The organism is Erwinia tracheiphila, from assembly GCF_021365465.1.
GTDB lineage: Bacteria > Pseudomonadota > Gammaproteobacteria > Enterobacterales > Enterobacteriaceae > Erwinia > Erwinia tracheiphila.
In genome coordinates, this window is record NZ_CP089932.1 from 4,005,159 (window position 1) to 4,020,971 (window position 15,813).

The 15,813-nt window shown below is 51.3% G+C and carries 15 protein-coding genes; 3 read left to right on the forward strand and 12 right to left on the reverse strand.

The window, feature by feature from the left end:
* The first annotated feature begins 3 nt into the window (after positions 1-3).
* A complete protein-coding gene (gene zapD, locus LU633_RS20890) occupies positions 4-747 on the forward strand; it encodes a cell division protein ZapD (protein WP_016190977.1) in 744 nt (247 codons plus the stop codon).
* Positions 748-758: 11 nt separating this feature from the next.
* Complete coding sequence (gene yacG / locus LU633_RS20895; protein ID WP_016190976.1) at positions 759-968, forward strand: DNA gyrase inhibitor YacG; 210 nt, start codon at positions 759-761, stop codon at positions 966-968.
* 27 nt (positions 969-995) lie between these two features.
* Here yacG and mutT read toward each other — a convergent pair whose 3' ends face one another.
* From mutT to secM, 3 genes are all read right to left on the reverse strand, one after another.
* Positions 996-1,391 (reverse strand): 8-oxo-dGTP diphosphatase MutT, encoded by a 396-nt coding sequence (gene mutT, locus LU633_RS20900; RefSeq protein WP_016190975.1) that lies wholly within the window; start codon positions 1,389-1,391, stop codon positions 996-998.
* A gap of 132 nt (positions 1,392-1,523) precedes the next feature.
* Positions 1,524-4,229 carry a preprotein translocase subunit SecA gene (secA, locus tag LU633_RS20905; protein ID WP_016190974.1) on the reverse strand — a complete coding sequence of 902 codons (2,706 nt, stop codon included), beginning with the start codon at positions 4,227-4,229 and terminating at the stop codon, positions 1,524-1,526.
* Positions 4,230-4,299: 70 nt separating this feature from the next.
* Entirely contained in the window at positions 4,300-4,803 is a 504-nt protein-coding gene (gene secM / locus LU633_RS20910; RefSeq protein ID WP_016190973.1) for a secA translation cis-regulator SecM, read from the reverse strand.
* Positions 4,804-4,824: 21 nt separating this feature from the next.
* Between secM and LU633_RS20915 the strand changes: the two genes are divergently transcribed.
* A complete protein-coding gene (locus LU633_RS20915) occupies positions 4,825-5,334 on the forward strand; it encodes a DUF721 domain-containing protein (protein WP_016190972.1) in 510 nt (169 codons plus the stop codon).
* On the opposite strand, the gene lpxC is transcribed toward LU633_RS20915, so the two are convergent.
* From lpxC to murD, 9 genes are all read right to left on the reverse strand, one after another.
* Positions 5,314-6,246, reverse strand: a complete 933-nt coding sequence (gene lpxC / locus LU633_RS20920; protein WP_016190971.1) for a UDP-3-O-acyl-N-acetylglucosamine deacetylase — start codon at positions 6,244-6,246, stop codon at positions 5,314-5,316. The two genes, LU633_RS20915 and lpxC, sit on opposite strands and share 21 nt — an antisense overlap.
* A gap of 101 nt (positions 6,247-6,347) precedes the next feature.
* On the reverse strand, positions 6,348-7,505 hold the full coding sequence (gene ftsZ / locus LU633_RS20925; protein ID WP_016190970.1) for a cell division protein FtsZ: 1,158 nt from the start codon (positions 7,503-7,505) through the stop codon (positions 6,348-6,350).
* A gap of 69 nt (positions 7,506-7,574) precedes the next feature.
* Positions 7,575-8,831, reverse strand: coding sequence for a cell division protein FtsA (gene ftsA, locus LU633_RS20930; protein ID WP_016190969.1), 1,257 nt, complete (start codon positions 8,829-8,831; stop codon positions 7,575-7,577).
* Complete coding sequence (gene ftsQ, locus LU633_RS20935) at positions 8,828-9,667, reverse strand: cell division protein FtsQ (RefSeq protein WP_016190968.1); 840 nt, start codon at positions 9,665-9,667, stop codon at positions 8,828-8,830. The genes ftsA and ftsQ overlap by 4 nt, the downstream gene beginning before the upstream one ends.
* Before the next feature lies 1 nt (position 9,668).
* A complete protein-coding gene (locus LU633_RS20940; RefSeq protein WP_016190967.1) occupies positions 9,669-10,589 on the reverse strand; it encodes a D-alanine--D-alanine ligase in 921 nt (306 codons plus the stop codon).
* Positions 10,582-12,057 (reverse strand): UDP-N-acetylmuramate--L-alanine ligase, encoded by a 1,476-nt coding sequence (gene murC, locus LU633_RS20945; RefSeq protein ID WP_016190966.1) that lies wholly within the window; start codon positions 12,055-12,057, stop codon positions 10,582-10,584. The genes LU633_RS20940 and murC overlap by 8 nt, the downstream gene beginning before the upstream one ends.
* A 168-nt stretch (positions 12,058-12,225) precedes the next feature.
* Positions 12,226-13,284, reverse strand: coding sequence for an undecaprenyldiphospho-muramoylpentapeptide beta-N-acetylglucosaminyltransferase (murG, locus tag LU633_RS20950; protein WP_016190965.1), 1,059 nt, complete (start codon positions 13,282-13,284; stop codon positions 12,226-12,228).
* Positions 13,281-14,495 (reverse strand): cell division protein FtsW, encoded by a 1,215-nt coding sequence (gene ftsW, locus LU633_RS20955; RefSeq protein WP_016190964.1) that lies wholly within the window; start codon positions 14,493-14,495, stop codon positions 13,281-13,283. The genes murG and ftsW overlap by 4 nt, the downstream gene beginning before the upstream one ends.
* Positions 14,495-15,811, reverse strand: a complete 1,317-nt coding sequence (gene murD, locus LU633_RS20960) for a UDP-N-acetylmuramoyl-L-alanine--D-glutamate ligase (protein WP_016190963.1) — start codon at positions 15,809-15,811, stop codon at positions 14,495-14,497. The genes ftsW and murD overlap by 1 nt, the downstream gene beginning before the upstream one ends.
* Between the last annotated feature and the right edge of the window lie 2 nt (positions 15,812-15,813).

The following is a 15,813-nucleotide window of genomic DNA, read 5'->3' on the forward strand; positions in this document are numbered from 1 at the left end:
CGCATGAATACCAGCGTTTTATTTGAATACCCCCTGAATGAAAAAATGCGCACCTGGTTGCGAATTGAATTTTTAATCAATCAATTAGAACAAAGCAGACAGATTAATGGCTCACTCACTGCATTGACGTTTTTTCGCAATGTGGCAGAACTGCTGGACGTATTCGAGCGCGGAGAACTACGTACTGAAATTGTTAAAGAACTCGATAAGCAGCAGCAAAAACTTTTTTCCTGGTCTGATGTTCCTGGCGTTGATATCGATCTGATAGCCAATTTACGCGACAGCCTGAAGTCATCTGCTGTGATCCTGATGGCCGCACCGCGTATTGGCCAGATACTGCGTGAGGATCGCCTGATTGCGCTGGTACGCCAGCGCCTGGGTATCCCGGGTGGCTGCTGTAGCTTTGACCTTCCCACATTGCATATCTGGCTGCACGTTGCTCAGGAAATCAGGGATTCTCAGGTTGCCCAGTGGATGGATGCACTGGCTCCGGTCGGCGAGGCACTGAAACTCATCCTTAACCTGATTCGTCAGTCTGGAGAATTTCATCTACAGACCAGTCTTAACGGCTTCTTTCAGGATAACGCTGAAGGTGCCGATCTGTTACGTCTGAAGCTGGCACTGGGCGATTCTTTGTACCCCCAGGTTTCCGGTCACAAAAACCGTTATGCTATCCGTTTTCTTCCGCTGGATAGCGAACGCGGTGTGGTTCCAGCTCACCTCAATTTTCAACTTGCCTGTTGTTAAGGTTTTAATCAATGAATGAAGAAGTGATGAGTGTGGATTGCCCCTGCTGCTCAAAAGAAGTCATTTGGGACGAACTCAGCCCGTGGCGGCCCTTTTGCAGTAAGCGATGCCAGCTGATTGATCTTGGTGAGTGGGCGAATGAAGAAAAACGCATCCCGGGTGAGGGGGAGCTTTCAGAGAGTGATAACTGGAGCGAGGATCTTACTCAACACGATGAATAGCCCGCCGTTCAGCGGCGAGCGATAAGATTATTTTGCTTCTTCTAATAGCCGGGCAACAACAGGTATATTGGCAGGCGGAAACTCGTTAGCAACCAGCTCACGCTGGGCAACCCATCTCTGAGGCTGTCCTTCGCGACCCCAGGGTTCTCCTCGCCACTCCTCCACAATAAAAAAGTGCAACGTGACACGCAACTGGGCATCGCTATGTTCAGAGGTATCCCAAGCAACGGCATTAACCACTTCAATCCCGGTCTCTTCCAGCAATTCACGTCTCAGCGCCTGTTCAGCCGTTTCATCCGGTTCAATTTTTCCGCCCGGAAACTCCCACATATTGCCCATGTGCAATTCAGCAGAGCGCTTTGCCAGAAAGATATTCTGCTGTTTATCACGGATAATACCCACGGCCACCTGCAGATGTTTCATTGTCTTTCTCTCTCAGAACGAAAAGCACTTTTCAGCAACTATTCCAGCATTTCAGGACAATCACAAGACCTGATTTTCCGTCAGGCAGCAAAAAGGCCGGGACTCCCCAGCCTTTTTTCCATGTCAGGAACGTTACGCTAAACGACCGTGGCACTGCTTATATTTTTTGCCAGAACCGCAGGGGCATAGATCGTTTCGGCCTATTTTGCGGTCACCTTTTTGTTCAGCCATGGCAATCACGGCTTCCGTATCTGTCTCGACGTGGCTCAACTGCTGCTGCTGTGCCAGACGTTCTGCTTCCTCACGGCGGTGTTCTTCCATCGCTTCAACTTCTTCCGGCATGCGGACCTGAACTTTGCTCAACGTACTAATCACTTCATACTTCAGTGATTCCAACATCGCAGAGAACATGGCAAAGGATTCGCGCTTGTATTCCTGCTTTGGATCTTTCTGCGCATAACCACGCAGGTGGATACCCTGACGCAGGTAGTCCATTGCCGCAAGATGCTCTTTCCACAGGCTGTCCAGGGTCTGGATCATGACGCCTTTTTCGAAACTGCGCATCATCTCGTTGCCGACAATCTCTTCCTTACGCAGATACTGCTCTTTTGCCTGTTTCATAATGCGTTCACGGAGCGTCTCTTCATGCAGCTCCGGCTCTTTATCCAGCCACTCTGTAATTGGCAACTGCAGGTCGAAGTCATTATCCAGACGTTCCTGCAATCCAGGAATATCCCACATTTCTTCAAGTGACTGCGGTGGGATATAGCTATCAATGGTGGTTTTAAAGACATCTTCACGAATGCTTGCGATTGTTTCTGACACATCAGAGACATCAAGTAATTCATTACGTTGGGTATAAATTGCCCTACGCTGATCGTTAGCAACATCGTCATATTCCAGCAGCTGCTTACGAATATCGAAATTACGGCTTTCAACCTTACGCTGTGCGTTCGCAATTGCCTTAGTCACCCAGGGATGCTCAATGGCCTCGCCCGGCTTCATGCCAAGTTTACGCATCATGTTGGTAACACGATCGGAGGCAAAAATACGCATCAGCGCATCTTCCATCGACAGATAAAAACGTGAAGAACCGCTATCCCCCTGACGGCCTGAACGACCGCGCAGCTGATTATCAATACGGCGCGACTCATGGCGTTCAGTACCGATAATATGCAGGCCACCCGAGGCAAGAACCGCATCGTGACGAATTTTCCATGCATTTTTGATCGCATCAATCTGCTCTTGTGTGGGAGCATCCAGTTCGGCGATTTCTGCTTGCCAGCTACCACCCAAAACAATATCCGTCCCGCGCCCCGCCATGTTGGTGGCAATCGTTACCGCTGAAGGCTGACCCGCCTGGGCAACAATATCAGCTTCACGAGCGTGGAATTTAGCGTTAAGCACCGCATGTTTAATCCCTGCGCGCGTCAGTTCTGTCGAAACCACTTCCGATTTTTCAATTGAAATAGTCCCTACCAACACCGGTTGGTCATTGGCCGTACGTTCGCGTATGTCTTCAATGATCGCGTCGATCTTCTCTTTTTCGGTCATATAGACGAGATCGGACAGATCTTTACGTACCATTGGACGATTTGTCGGCACCACAATGGTTTCAAGCTTATAGATTGAACTGAATTCAAATGCTTCAGTATCAGCAGTACCGGTCATACCCGCCAGTTTGTTATAAAGACGGAAGTAATTCTGGAAAGTGATAGAAGCCAGCGTCTGGTTTTCATTCTGAATTTCCACACCCTCTTTCGCTTCAACAGCCTGATGCAGGCCATCTGACCAGCGACGGCCTTGCATGGTACGACCGGTATGCTCATCAACGATAATCACTTCACCGTCTTTGACGATATAATCAACATCACGGGTGAAGAGCACATGCGCACGCAATGCGGCGGTCACATGATGCATCAGCATAATATTGGCAGGCGAATAAAGTGACTCGCCTTCTTCCATAATGCCTTCACTCACCAGCAGACCTTCAACTGCAACCAGTCCACGTTCGGTCAGGTGCACCTGACGAGATTTTTCATCGACAGAAAAATGCCCTTCCCCCTGAAAAGTGTCAGAGTCTTCTTTTTCCTGACGAATAAGGCTTGGGATAATTTTGTTAACTTTAATATAAAGGTCGGAACTGTCTTCAGCAGGGCCAGAGATAATTAACGGCGTGCGCGCTTCATCAATCAGAATTGAATCCACTTCATCCACCAGTGCGTAGTTCAGTTTACGCTGCACACGTTCTTCAGGACTGAACGCCATGTTGTCGCGCAGATAATCGAAACCGTATTCGTTATTGGTTCCGTAAGTGATGTCCGCAGCGTAAGCTTCACGTTTAGCCGGAGCTGGCATTCCCGGTAGGTTAATACCAATGGTAAGACCAAGAAACTCGAACAGTGCGCGGTTATTTTCCGCATCACGCTGGGCAAGATAATCGTTCACGGTGACCACATGAACCCCTTTGCCACTCAGCGCATTCAGGTAAGCAGGCAAGGTTGCCGTCAGGGTTTTACCCTCACCGGTACGCATCTCAGCAATACAGCGGTCATTAAGAACCATACCACCCAGTAACTGGACATCGAAGTGGCGCATGCCAAACACGCGTTTACTCGCCTCACGTACCGTGGCAAAGGCTTCTGGTATTAGTGTCTCAAGCACTTCACCCTTTTCCAGCCTCGCACGAAACTCACTGGTTTTTGCTTTTAATTCCTCGTCAGATAGTTTCTCAAAGTCGGGTTCCATTTTATTAATTTGATCAACAACTTTGCGCATACGGTTCAGCGTACGATCATTACTGCTGCCAAAAATTTTGGTTAATAATTTGATAAACATAGTCAATTAATTCTCTTAGCCACCGCACCAGCGGTGAAGTAATAAATTTTGATTACAGGAATGAAAAAACTTAAATGAGAGAAGTTGGCCCGGCACGAATGCCCTCTACCCGAGCCACCCACAGACCAATTTGCCAGGTGGGACGAGGCGTTAACCGATATTGCCTGGTAGAATGAACATTCGCTGAACGTTTTATTTCATGAGTAAGCAGGCTGTTAAGCGTATCCAGCAATATCTGCTTGTGTGCACCCAGCGGCAAGGACTGCTTCGTAGCAGACAATCTTGCAGGGGTAAAGGTAAAAGAAAGGTGACGAATAACGGTACGGATAGCATGCTGGTGCCAGTAATCAATATTAAGATTCGGCCAACGGACATTTTCCTGTCGCAGCGCAAGGCGGTCAACCTTCACGCCAGAGCTGATATTCAGGCTGCGGGCAGGTCTTTCGGACAGGGCTGCGGTGTCACCATTTACAGCATGAGGCAGCCCAAAACTCGCCGTGACCATCCCCAACAGGAGATGCGGCCAAAAATAACGCCTGCCAAATTGTCGCCAACGATTTAGAATACCACTCACTGTTTTCCGCCGGAGTCACCTATGCGCGATGGTCGCCCGCAATCAATAGAAAATTTATTCGAGATCACCGAAGGCAAAGGAATGCTCCAATCCATTCAGCAACGAGCAATCATACTGAATAAACTCAACCGCGCAGTACAAGGGATTATCCCTGTATCGCTACGTCCCTGGTGCCGCGTGGCGAATTTTCGCCAGGGCATTTTGGTGCTCGAAGCCGCTAATGCCAGCTGGATGATGCGTTTACGCTATGAGCAATCCAGCTTACTGTCAGCTTTACGAACGCAAATATTACCATCATTGACCTCAATCGACATCAGGATAAATCCATCATTAGCCGTAAAAGTACCGGAAAACATACACGAAAGAAGCAAACAGGGTGTGAAGCAATCATCACGGCGGCAACTAAGTGGGCAGAGCGCAGAGATGTTGCGAAGTATTGCAGAGAAAAGCCCGGAGAGATTGAAGATAATCATTGAACGACTGGCTTCACTGGCCGGAGAGAGTACCAGCTCAACCAGTCGTAATAAATGATTCGGATTCAGGCCAGAACCAGATTTGATGCTCTAACTCAGCTTCATCTTCAAAGGTTGCCCACTCCCATGCCTCCTGTTTGGCCAGAATGGCCTGAAGCAGCTTGTTGTTCAACGCATGACCCGATTTATAAGCAGTGAAAGCACCAATAATGTTATGACCACACATAAACAGATCGCCAATTGCATCAAGCATTTTATGGCGAACAAATTCGTCTTCGAAACGCAAACCATCTTCATTCAGCACACGATAATCATCTACGACGATTGCACAATCAAAGCTACCCCCCAGGCAAAGGCCACGGGATTGCAAAGCTTCAATATCACGCATAAAGCCAAACGTACGAGCGCGACTGATCTGCCTTGCGAAGGATTCAGCAGAGAAGTTCATGCTATAACGTTGTGAACTTGCGTCAATTGCGGGGTGATTGAAGTCGATGGTGAAATCGAGCGTGAAGCCATTGTGAGGCAAGAATTCAGCCCACTTGTCTCCATCTTCAACACGGACAGGCTTTTTAATACGCACGAATTTTTTCGCGCTATTGAGTTCTTCAATACCGGCATCCATCAGAAGATAGATGAAAGGTGCTGCACTGCCGTCCATGATAGGGATTTCAGGCGCGTTTACTTCAACCACAATGTTATCAATACCCAGACCCGCCAGCGCCGCATTAAGGTGCTCAACGGTAGAGATACGCACATCATGCTCGTTGACCAGACAGGTACAAAGCATAGTGTCGCGCACGGATTTGGCATCAGCAGGGAAATCAACCGGTGGATTTAAGTCAGTGCGGCGATAGATGACCCCGGTGTTAGCCGGCGCAGGTCGTAGAGTCAGGGTAACTTTTTTGCCAGTATGCAAACCCACGCCAGTTGCCTGAACAATACGTTTTAATGTCCGTTGTTTGATCATCGCATTATCTCGCAAAATTACTCATACGACCGCCAGTATATCTCACTGGCGGGCAAACACTTTAGCACAAAGAGCGGAGAATCCCAATTCTCGGGAAATTCTTAGTCAGCCTGCTTGCGCAAGAAGGCTGGAATATCCAGATAATCTGGCTCTTTATTCGATTGCACGCCCTGATCGTTGACTACCTTCGCGGCCGGTTTCTGCTCCTGTGGCAAGGGTGCCATGCCGTGCTGCTGGTAGCGATGATCTATCACAGGCTGATTTTGCTGCTGTTTATTTGTTACCAGCGTGATTTCTGGACGTTTGTCCATACCAATCCCTGTTGCAACAACCGTTACCCGCAGTTCGTCATTCATTTCAGGGTCGAGAGAGGTGCCGATGACTACTGTGGCGTTATCAGAAGCAAACGCACGAATAGTATTCCCTACCGTTTCGAATTCATCTAAACGCAGATCGAAGCCAGCAGTGATGTTGACCAGTACACCGCGAGCGCCGGACAGATCGATATCTTCAAGTAACGGGCTAGAAATAGCCATTTCAGCCGCTTCCTCAGCGCGGTCTTCGCCACACGCCACGCCAGATCCCATCATCGCGTAACCCATTTCTGACATCACGGTGCGTACGTCAGCAAAGTCAACGTTCATCAGGCCCGGACGAGTGATCAGCTCAGCAATACCCTGAACCGCCCCTTTAAGCACGTCGTTTGCTGCGCCAAATGCGTCCAGTAAGGAGATGCCACGGCCCAGCACTTTTAGCAGCTTGTCGTTGGGAATAGTGATCAGAGAATCAACGTGCCTTGACAGCTCGGCGATTCCCTGTTCAGCGAATGCCATCCGCTTTTTACCTTCAAAATTAAACGGCTTGGTCACAACCGCAACCGTCAGAATACCTAAATCTTTCGCAACTTCAGCCACAACTGGCGCAGCACCTGTACCGGTACCACCACCCATACCGGCAGCAATAAACACCATATCCGCACCTTCCAGCGCCTGGCGCAATGCTTCACGATCTTCTTCCGCAGAGTTACGGCCAACTTCCGGGTTTGCGCCTGCGCCAAGCCCTTTAGTTATGCCATTACCAATCTGAATAGTCTGACCGACAGCCGTCTTACGTAATGCCTGAGCATCCGTATTCACGGCAAAGAACTCAACGCCTTCGATGCGCTCGCGCACCATGTGCTCTACGGCATTACCGCCGCCGCCGCCGACGCCGATGACTTTAATCACCGCGTCATTGGTTAATTCCATGGGTTCAAACATAATTTCTCTCCGTTATGTGCCTGTCGTCTGGAGATCATCAAAAAATCTGGCATGATCCCCTTTAAAAAATCAAAACTCTTTTCTTAACCAGCTGTTAATTCGTTTAAACCAGTTACCCACTGACACTCTTTTTTCAACATCAGCGTCACCGTTAAGATGAGACTCTTTGCCATAATGCAATAAGCCAACGGCTGTTGAGTAATAAGGCTCCTGCGCATAGTCAGTCAGCCCGGTAATATTCAATGGTTGTCCAATCCGCACCTGAGTGTGGAAGACGCGCTGGGCGCAAGCCGCGAGGCCTTCAATTTGTGCCGCGCCGCCGGTCAGAACAATCCCTGCCGCCAGATGATGCTTAACGCCCTGCTGACGCAGCTGTTCCTGCAGTTGCAGGATCTCGTCATTCACCAGATTCAGCAGCTCGGTATAACGTGGTTCAATCACCTCAGCCAGAGTCTGGCGCTGTAAGCTTCTGGGTGGACGTCCCCCGACGCTGGGCACTTCAACATTTTCATCTTTACCCACGATAGAACCCAGCGCGCAACCATGGCGTACTTTAATGGCTTCCGCATCCGTAGGTGGTGTACCAAATGCATAAGCAATATCGCTGGTAACGACATTACCAGCGTAGGGAATCACCTTGGTATGACGTAATGCCCCACCAGTGTAGACAGCAATATCCATCGTGCCGCCCCCCACATCAACGACACAGACGCCAAGCTCACGTTCATCCTCGGTCAGCACGGCAAAACTTGAAGCCAGGCCCGCAAAAATAAGTTGGTCAACTTTAAGACCACAACGTTCAACTGCCTTCACAATGTTTTTAGCCATATCATTGTGGCATGTGATCAAATGCACCTTCGCCTGCATCCTGACGCCGGACAAACCAACCGGGTTCTTGATGCCTTCCTGATAATCAATCGCATATTCCTGTGGGATAACATGCAATATACGATGCTCATCGCGCACACGGACGGATTTCGCAGTGTGAACCACGTTTTCCACATCTTCCTGGGTCACTTCCTCTTCTGAAATAGGAACCATCCCTATTTCGTTCTGGCAACTGATGTGTTTGCCAGATAATGCAAGGTAAACAGAGGAAATCTGGCAATCTGCCATTAACTCAGCCTGATCGATTGCCCGCTGCACACATTTCACAACGGATTCCAGATCGTTCACGCCGCCCTTGTCCATTCCACGAGAAGGACAGCTTCCCACACCGATAATATTAACTATGCCATCGGGCAGAATCTCGCCAACTAAGGCGGCAACTTTTGCAGTGCCGATTTCGAGCCCAACTACCAGTTTTCTGTCCGTCGCCTTGATCATTGTCGTTTAACCTGTGCCTGATTCTGTTGCTTGTCACTATCAGCGTTCTGGATGAGTGGCATTGACCAGCCTACCGCCGCGCCAGCGTCGTATCGCAAATCAACATAGCTGACACGCTTATTTTGCGCCTGCGCCTGCTGCTGAAGCGTTGGGTTTAACTGAATAAAACGCTGCAGCCGTTTCATATCATCATTTCGTCCCAGTTCCAGACGAATATCGTCTGACAGGACCAGCTGCCACGAGCGTCGTGCCGTCATTGACGCTGCTTTCAGCTTAAATTTACTGGCGGCCAGCACATCGCTCATCTGGTGATAACCGTCCAGGACTTCTGATTCACTCCCCTCAGGGCCATACAGCATGGGGAGTGCCTCTTTGCCGATAAAACGGCTCGGTACGGTGAATAACTTTCCTTGCGCATCAACCATATGCAAATCATTCCATCGCGCGATGGGAACATATTCAAACAGGTGGATCTTCAATTCGTCTGGCCACTGCTTACGCACACTAACCTGTTGAATCCACGGCAGACGTTCTATCTGCTGCTGAATAACATCAACATTCTGCGACATAAACGTGCCAGGCGCGCCCAGTGACAGAATGGCCTGACGAATATCATCATGGGTGGTGTAATGGAGCTGCCCTGTCACTACCAGCCTCGACAGAGGCAAACGGGAAGCATCATTCATCCACTTCACGACGACCAGCCCACCTGCCAGCATCACGCCCAGCACCATCATCAGAAAAATGATACCGGCCAGCCGGGTGCCGTTACTTCGCCCGGAGTTCGCTTTTTTTTGCGTTTCCCGGTTGCGAGCATTCATCGCCGCCTGAGACATATCAGTCGGCCAACTCCAGGATGCGTGCGACTAACTGCGAGAAGCTCATCCCGGCCTGTTTTGCTGCCATCGGCACCAGACTGTGACTGGTCATCCCCGGAGAAGTATTGACCTCCAGCAAATAGAACTCGCCATCGCCATCCATCATCACATCCACCCGCCCCCAGCCGCTACAGCCGAGTGCCCGCCACGCTTTCATCACTATCTCGCTTAATTCAGCCTCTTTTTCGCGGGACAAACCGGACGGACAGAAATATTGAGTATCGTCAGAAAAGTATTTAGCTTCATAGTCATAGAACTCTGAAACCACCTGAATTTTAATTGAGGGTAAAATGCTGTCGCCGATAACGCCCACGGTATATTCAGGGCCACTCAGAAAGGCTTCAATCAGCACTTCATCATCGTGGCGAAACGCCTCATCCAGCGCGGCCTGAAGGGCATCCATCTGATTTACGCGTGAAATACCGACGCTGGAACCTTCACTACTGGGCTTAACGAACAGCGGCATGCCAAGGGCGGCAATAGCCGCCTTTGCCTCTTCGCTCAATCCCGCGTCATTTTCCTGTCGGGTCATTGCCACATAAGGTGCCACGGGAAGGTCAGCCCCTTGCCACAGGCATTTGGTTCGCAGCTTATCCATGGTAATCGCTGACGCCATCACGCCGCTACCGGTGTAGGGAATGGCCAGAAACTCCAGCACGCCCTGAAGCGTGCCGTCTTCACCACCACGCCCGTGCAGTGCAATAAATACTTTATTAAAACCGTCATCTTTCAAACGCAGGACAGGATAATCACGGATATCCAGCTGGTGTGCATCCACACCAGCTTCTTTTAACCCCGCCGCCACGGCATTTCCTGACATCAGTGACACTTCACGTTCAGCAGAAGTGCCACCCAGCAATACAGCAACTTTATCAGCCATGATGCTCCCCTTCTTTACTCTGCGGTTGTAACTTCTGATCGGCCAGCTTGCGGGCGATACGCCCGACGTTTCCCGCGCCCTGGATCAGGATTAAATCGTTGCCACTGAGTTTTGGAGCGAGCATTTCCAACACGGCATCATGATCGGAGACCAGAATCGGATCGACTTTGCCGCGTCCGCGAACGCTTCGACACAGTGAACGGCTGTCAGCGCCTGGAATCGGCGTTTCACCCGCTGCATAAACATCCAGCAGCAGCAGCACATCCACCTGGGAAAGCACATTGGCAAAGTCGTCATAAAGATCGCGCGTGCGGGTATAGCGATGGGGCTGAAAAACCATCACCAGCTTGCGATCCGGCCAGCCCGCTCGCGCTGCTTTAATCGTGGCATCCACCTCCGTTGGATGATGACCATAATCATCAACCAACATCGCGGTACCATCCCCGCCATTCACCGCCTGCAATGGATATTCACCCAGGAAATCAAAGCGGCGTCCCGTTCCCTGAAAGCTTTCAAGTGCACTGAGGATCTCATCATCATCAATGCCCTCTTCCGTCGCGACAGCCACCGCCGCCGCCGCATTGAGCGCGTTATGACGGCCAGGGGCATTCAGCGTTACCCGCATTAAAGGTTTGTCGTGACGCTCCAGGGTAAAATGCCCTTGTGCGCCGTGCTGCTCATAGCTGGCAATCCGGACATCCGCATCGTCACTGAAGCCATAAGTGGTAATTTGCCGCCCCACGCGCGGAATCAGTTCACGGATTACCGCATCATCCACGCAAAGCACCGCACGACCATAAAACGGCAGATTATGTAAAAAGTTGATAAACGTCTGTTTCAGATTCTCGAAGTCGCCCTGATAAGTATCCATGTGATCGGCTTCGATGTTAGTCACAATCGCTACCATCGGCTGCAAGTGCAAAAATGAAGCATCACTCTCATCAGCCTCGGCAATCAGGTAGCGGCTACTGCCCAGACGGGCATGCGTACCTGCGGCTTTCACCAGGCCACCATTCACAAAAGTCGGATCGAGGCCCCCTTCCGCATAAATGCTGGATACCATCGCCGTAGTGGTGGTTTTGCCATGTGTACCTGCCACCGCAATACCGTGGCGAAAACGCATCAGTTCCGCCAGCATCTCCGCCCGACGAATAACCGGAATACGCGCTTCGCGAGCGGCAATAATTTCCGGGTTATCCTGTGACACTGCCGTCGATACCACTACTACGCTGGCGTCACTGACGTTTTCCGGGCGATGGTTAAAATAGATAGTGGCACCAAGTTTTGTCAGATGTTGCGTCACTGCATTGGGCGCCAGGTCAGAACCGCTAATTTCATAACCTTCGTTGGCCAACACTTCGGCAATACCGCCCATGCCAGCGCCACCGATGCCAACAAAGTGAATGTGCCGGACGCGACGCATCTCGGGCACGATAGAACGCAGTTTTGCCAGTTGTTGTGTATTCATCTCTTCTGCCTGTCGGTATCCCATGATTTTTCACATTGCGTAGTGGTCAGAGGCCAGTAGCTCAGATAAATAGCAGGTCTGAGGTGAAGCTTTCCTGAAACAGTGAAAGTTCTGGAATACAATCTTCTGTTACTGTTGGGGCAGTATTATCCACCCCACATGCCTTGTTTACACCGACGCCCTGACGACTTCCGCTGCAACCCGCTCGGTTGCATTCGGAATGGCCACGGCCCGTGCTTTTTTTGCCATTTCCATTAAAAGTGGGCGATCCCATCCAGCCAGCGTTTCCGCCACGATTTCCGCAGTAAATTGTGGCTGTTCATAAATTTTCGCGGCACCCGCTTTCTCAAGCGGCAACGCGTTCCAGTACTGTTGACGATCTTTATGCTGAAACGGCACGAAAATCGCTGGCAGCCCGGCTGCAGCAATCTCGCTGACCGTCAGCGCACCTGAACGACACACCACCACATCAGCCCAGGCGTACGCAGCCGCCATATCGTCAATAAACTCCGTGACCTTATGTCCCGACTGATTTAACCGCTTATAATCGTGGCTGAGACTTTCCTGAGCACCCTTTCCAGACTGATGCCACAGCGTTATTTTCTCACCCAGAATCGCCGCAACCTCAGGCATCGTCTGGTTGAGCACCCGGGCTCCCTGACTTCCACCCATCACCAATACCCGAAGGGGACCGGTACGATCGGCGAGTCTCTCTTCAGGCAGCGGGAGCGCCAGCACATCGGTTCTCACCGGATTTCCCACCACTTCCGCATCGGGAAAAGCGCCGGGGAAGGCCTGCATCACTTTTTTGGCAATCTTAGCCAGCCATTTATTGGTCAGCCCGGCAATACCATTCTGTTCATGCAGCACCACGGGAATTCCGCAGGTCCATGCCGCAAGACCACCAGGACCTGAAACATAACCGCCCATACCCAGCACCACGTCAGGTTGCCAGCGTTTGATTATCGTTCTGGCCTGACACACGGCGCTAAAGATGCGCCATGGCGCAGCGACCAGCGCATTGATACCTTTACCGCGCAGCCCGCTGATACGGATAAACTCAATGTCGATACCATGCTTAGGTACCAGACTGGATTCCATACGGTCAGCCGTACCAAGCCAGCGTATCTGCCAGCCCTGTGCCATCAAATGGTGTGCGACAGCCAGACCAGGAAACACATGGCCTCCCGTTCCGCCCGCCATAATCAACAGTCGTTTTCCTTTCATCGGCCACCTCGCGTAAACGCCTGCGCTTTCGCCAGGCGTGTTTCGTAATCAATGCGCAATAAAAAGACAATGGCGGTGGACATGATGATCAGGCTTGAACCACCGTAACTGATTAATGGCAGCGTAAGACCTTTAGTTGGCAGCACACCCGCGGCCGCACCGACGTTTACCAGTGCCTGAAAGCTGAACCACACGCCAATTGAACAACCAAGAAAACCGGAAAAGCGCTGATCGATTTCCAGCGCACGTCGTCCAATAGACATTGCGCGAAAAGCGACGAAGAATACCATTAGCAGTGCCAAAACCACACCGATATAACCCAGTTCTTCCCCAATAATGGAAAAGATAAAATCGGTGTGTGCTTCAGGAAGGTATTCCAGTTTTTGTACTGAGTTGCCCAAGCCCTGCCCCCAGAACTCACCGCGACCAAAAGCCATCAGCGACTGAGTTAACTGATAGCCACTACCAAAGGGATCTTCCCACGGATTCCAGAAGGACGTGACGCGGCGCATACGATAGGGTTCTGCAACAATCAGCAGGCAAACGGCAAAGATCCCGGAACCGATAATCGCCAGAAATTGCCACAATTTTGCCCCCGCCAGAAACAACATCGCCAGCGTGGTGACGAACAGCACCACCACGGTGCCAAGGTCAGGCTGTGCGAGCAGCAAAACAGCTAACACCACCATCACGCCCATCGGCTTACAGAAGCCCCAGAAGTTATTGCGCACCTCATCGACTTTACGTACCAGATAACTGGCGAGGTAACAAAACAGTGAAATCTTGGAGAGTTCAGCAGGTTGAATGCGCAGTGGACCAAGCGCAATCCAGCGGGATGCGCCATTCACCGAGCTGCCCACCATCAGCACGATTAGCAACATGACAATGGTCACAAGCAGCATGATGTTGCTGTAGCGCTGCCAGAAATCCATTGGTATACGCAACGTCACCAGCGAAATACCAAACGCCAGCGCAATATAAAACGCATCGCGCCGGGCAAAATAAAAAGGATCATCCGACAGACGCTGACCGACCGGCATTGATGCCGATGTCACCATCACAAAACCGATGATAACCAGCCCCAGCGTCAGCCACAGCAGGGTACGATCGTAAAGAATCATTGAGGTGGCGTCGCTTTCACGCGGCCCCATCACCCACTCTTTCAGACGGTCAGATAAACCACCGACAAGGCTCAATCCCGACACACACATCAGCCAAGATCCTTAGCCAGTTGAGCAAACAGATCGCCGCGCTGCTCAAAGTTTCTGAACTGGTCCAGGCTGGCACAGGCCGGCGAAAGCAATACCATATCGCCAGGCTGCACTTTTGCAGCAATTCGCACCATCGCCTCGGCCATCGTCGCGGTTTGTACCGCTTTTTCCACAGCCAGTTCGGCCAGTTCAGCACCATCGCGCCCAAAGCAGTAAAGTCGTACGTTGTCGGACTGCACATAGTGACGCAACGGACTGAAGTCCGCAGACTTTCCGTCCCCTCCCAACAGTAACCAGAGGAGGCCTTTAACCTGTAAGCCGTTCAGGGCTGCTTCGGTGCTGCCAACGTTGGTTGCTTTAGAATCGTTAATCCAGCGCACGCCATTATTTTCATAAACTAACTGAAAACGGTGAGGCAACCCGGAGAAGGTGGTCAGCGCTTTCAGGCTGGAGGTACGCGGCAGGCCAACCGCATCAGCCAGCGCCAGCGCAGCCAGCGCATTGGTATAGTTATACTGACCCACCAGCGTCATCTCATCGGTGTTTAGCACCTTCTCTCCGTTCACCCTCAGCCAGGTACTGCCCTGCTGGTGATTAAGGTGGTAGTCACCCACATCCACGCCAAAGCTGACGCAGCGTTTATCCGCTCCGCGGACAGGCATGGTCATCGCGTCGTCAGCATTGACCACGCAGACTGCCGCCTGTTCATAGATACGCAGCTTTGCCGCGCGATATTGTTGCATACCCAGCGGATAGCGATCCATATGATCTTCGGTGACGTTCAGGATCGTTGACGCTGCGGCCTTTAAGCTCTGTGTCGTTTCCAGCTGGAAGCTGGACAGCTCCAGGACATAGAGCTGCGCAGGGTGCTGCAGCAGGCTCAATGCCGGCAACCCGATATTGCCGCCCACGCCCATCTGCCAGCCAGCCGCTTTTGCCATTTCACCCACCAGCGTGGTCACGGTGCTTTTACCATTGGAGCCGGTAATCGCCACAATTGGTGCCTGGGCCTCGCGGCAGAACAATTCGATATCACCGATAATTTCAACACCCGCATCTGCCGCATCCACTAACGACGGGTGTGCCAGTGGCAACCCTGGACTGGCGACGATCAGATCGGACTCCAGCAGCCACTTATCGTTTAATGAACCCAACCAGCACTCGACGCTGTCAGGCAGTTTGTTCAGTCCTGGAGGCACGACACGGGTATCCATCACGCGGGGCGTAACGCCACGCGTCAAAAAGAAATCGACACAGGACAGCCCGGTCAGGCCCAGTCCAATAATGACAACTTTTTTACCCTGATAGTCAGCCATAG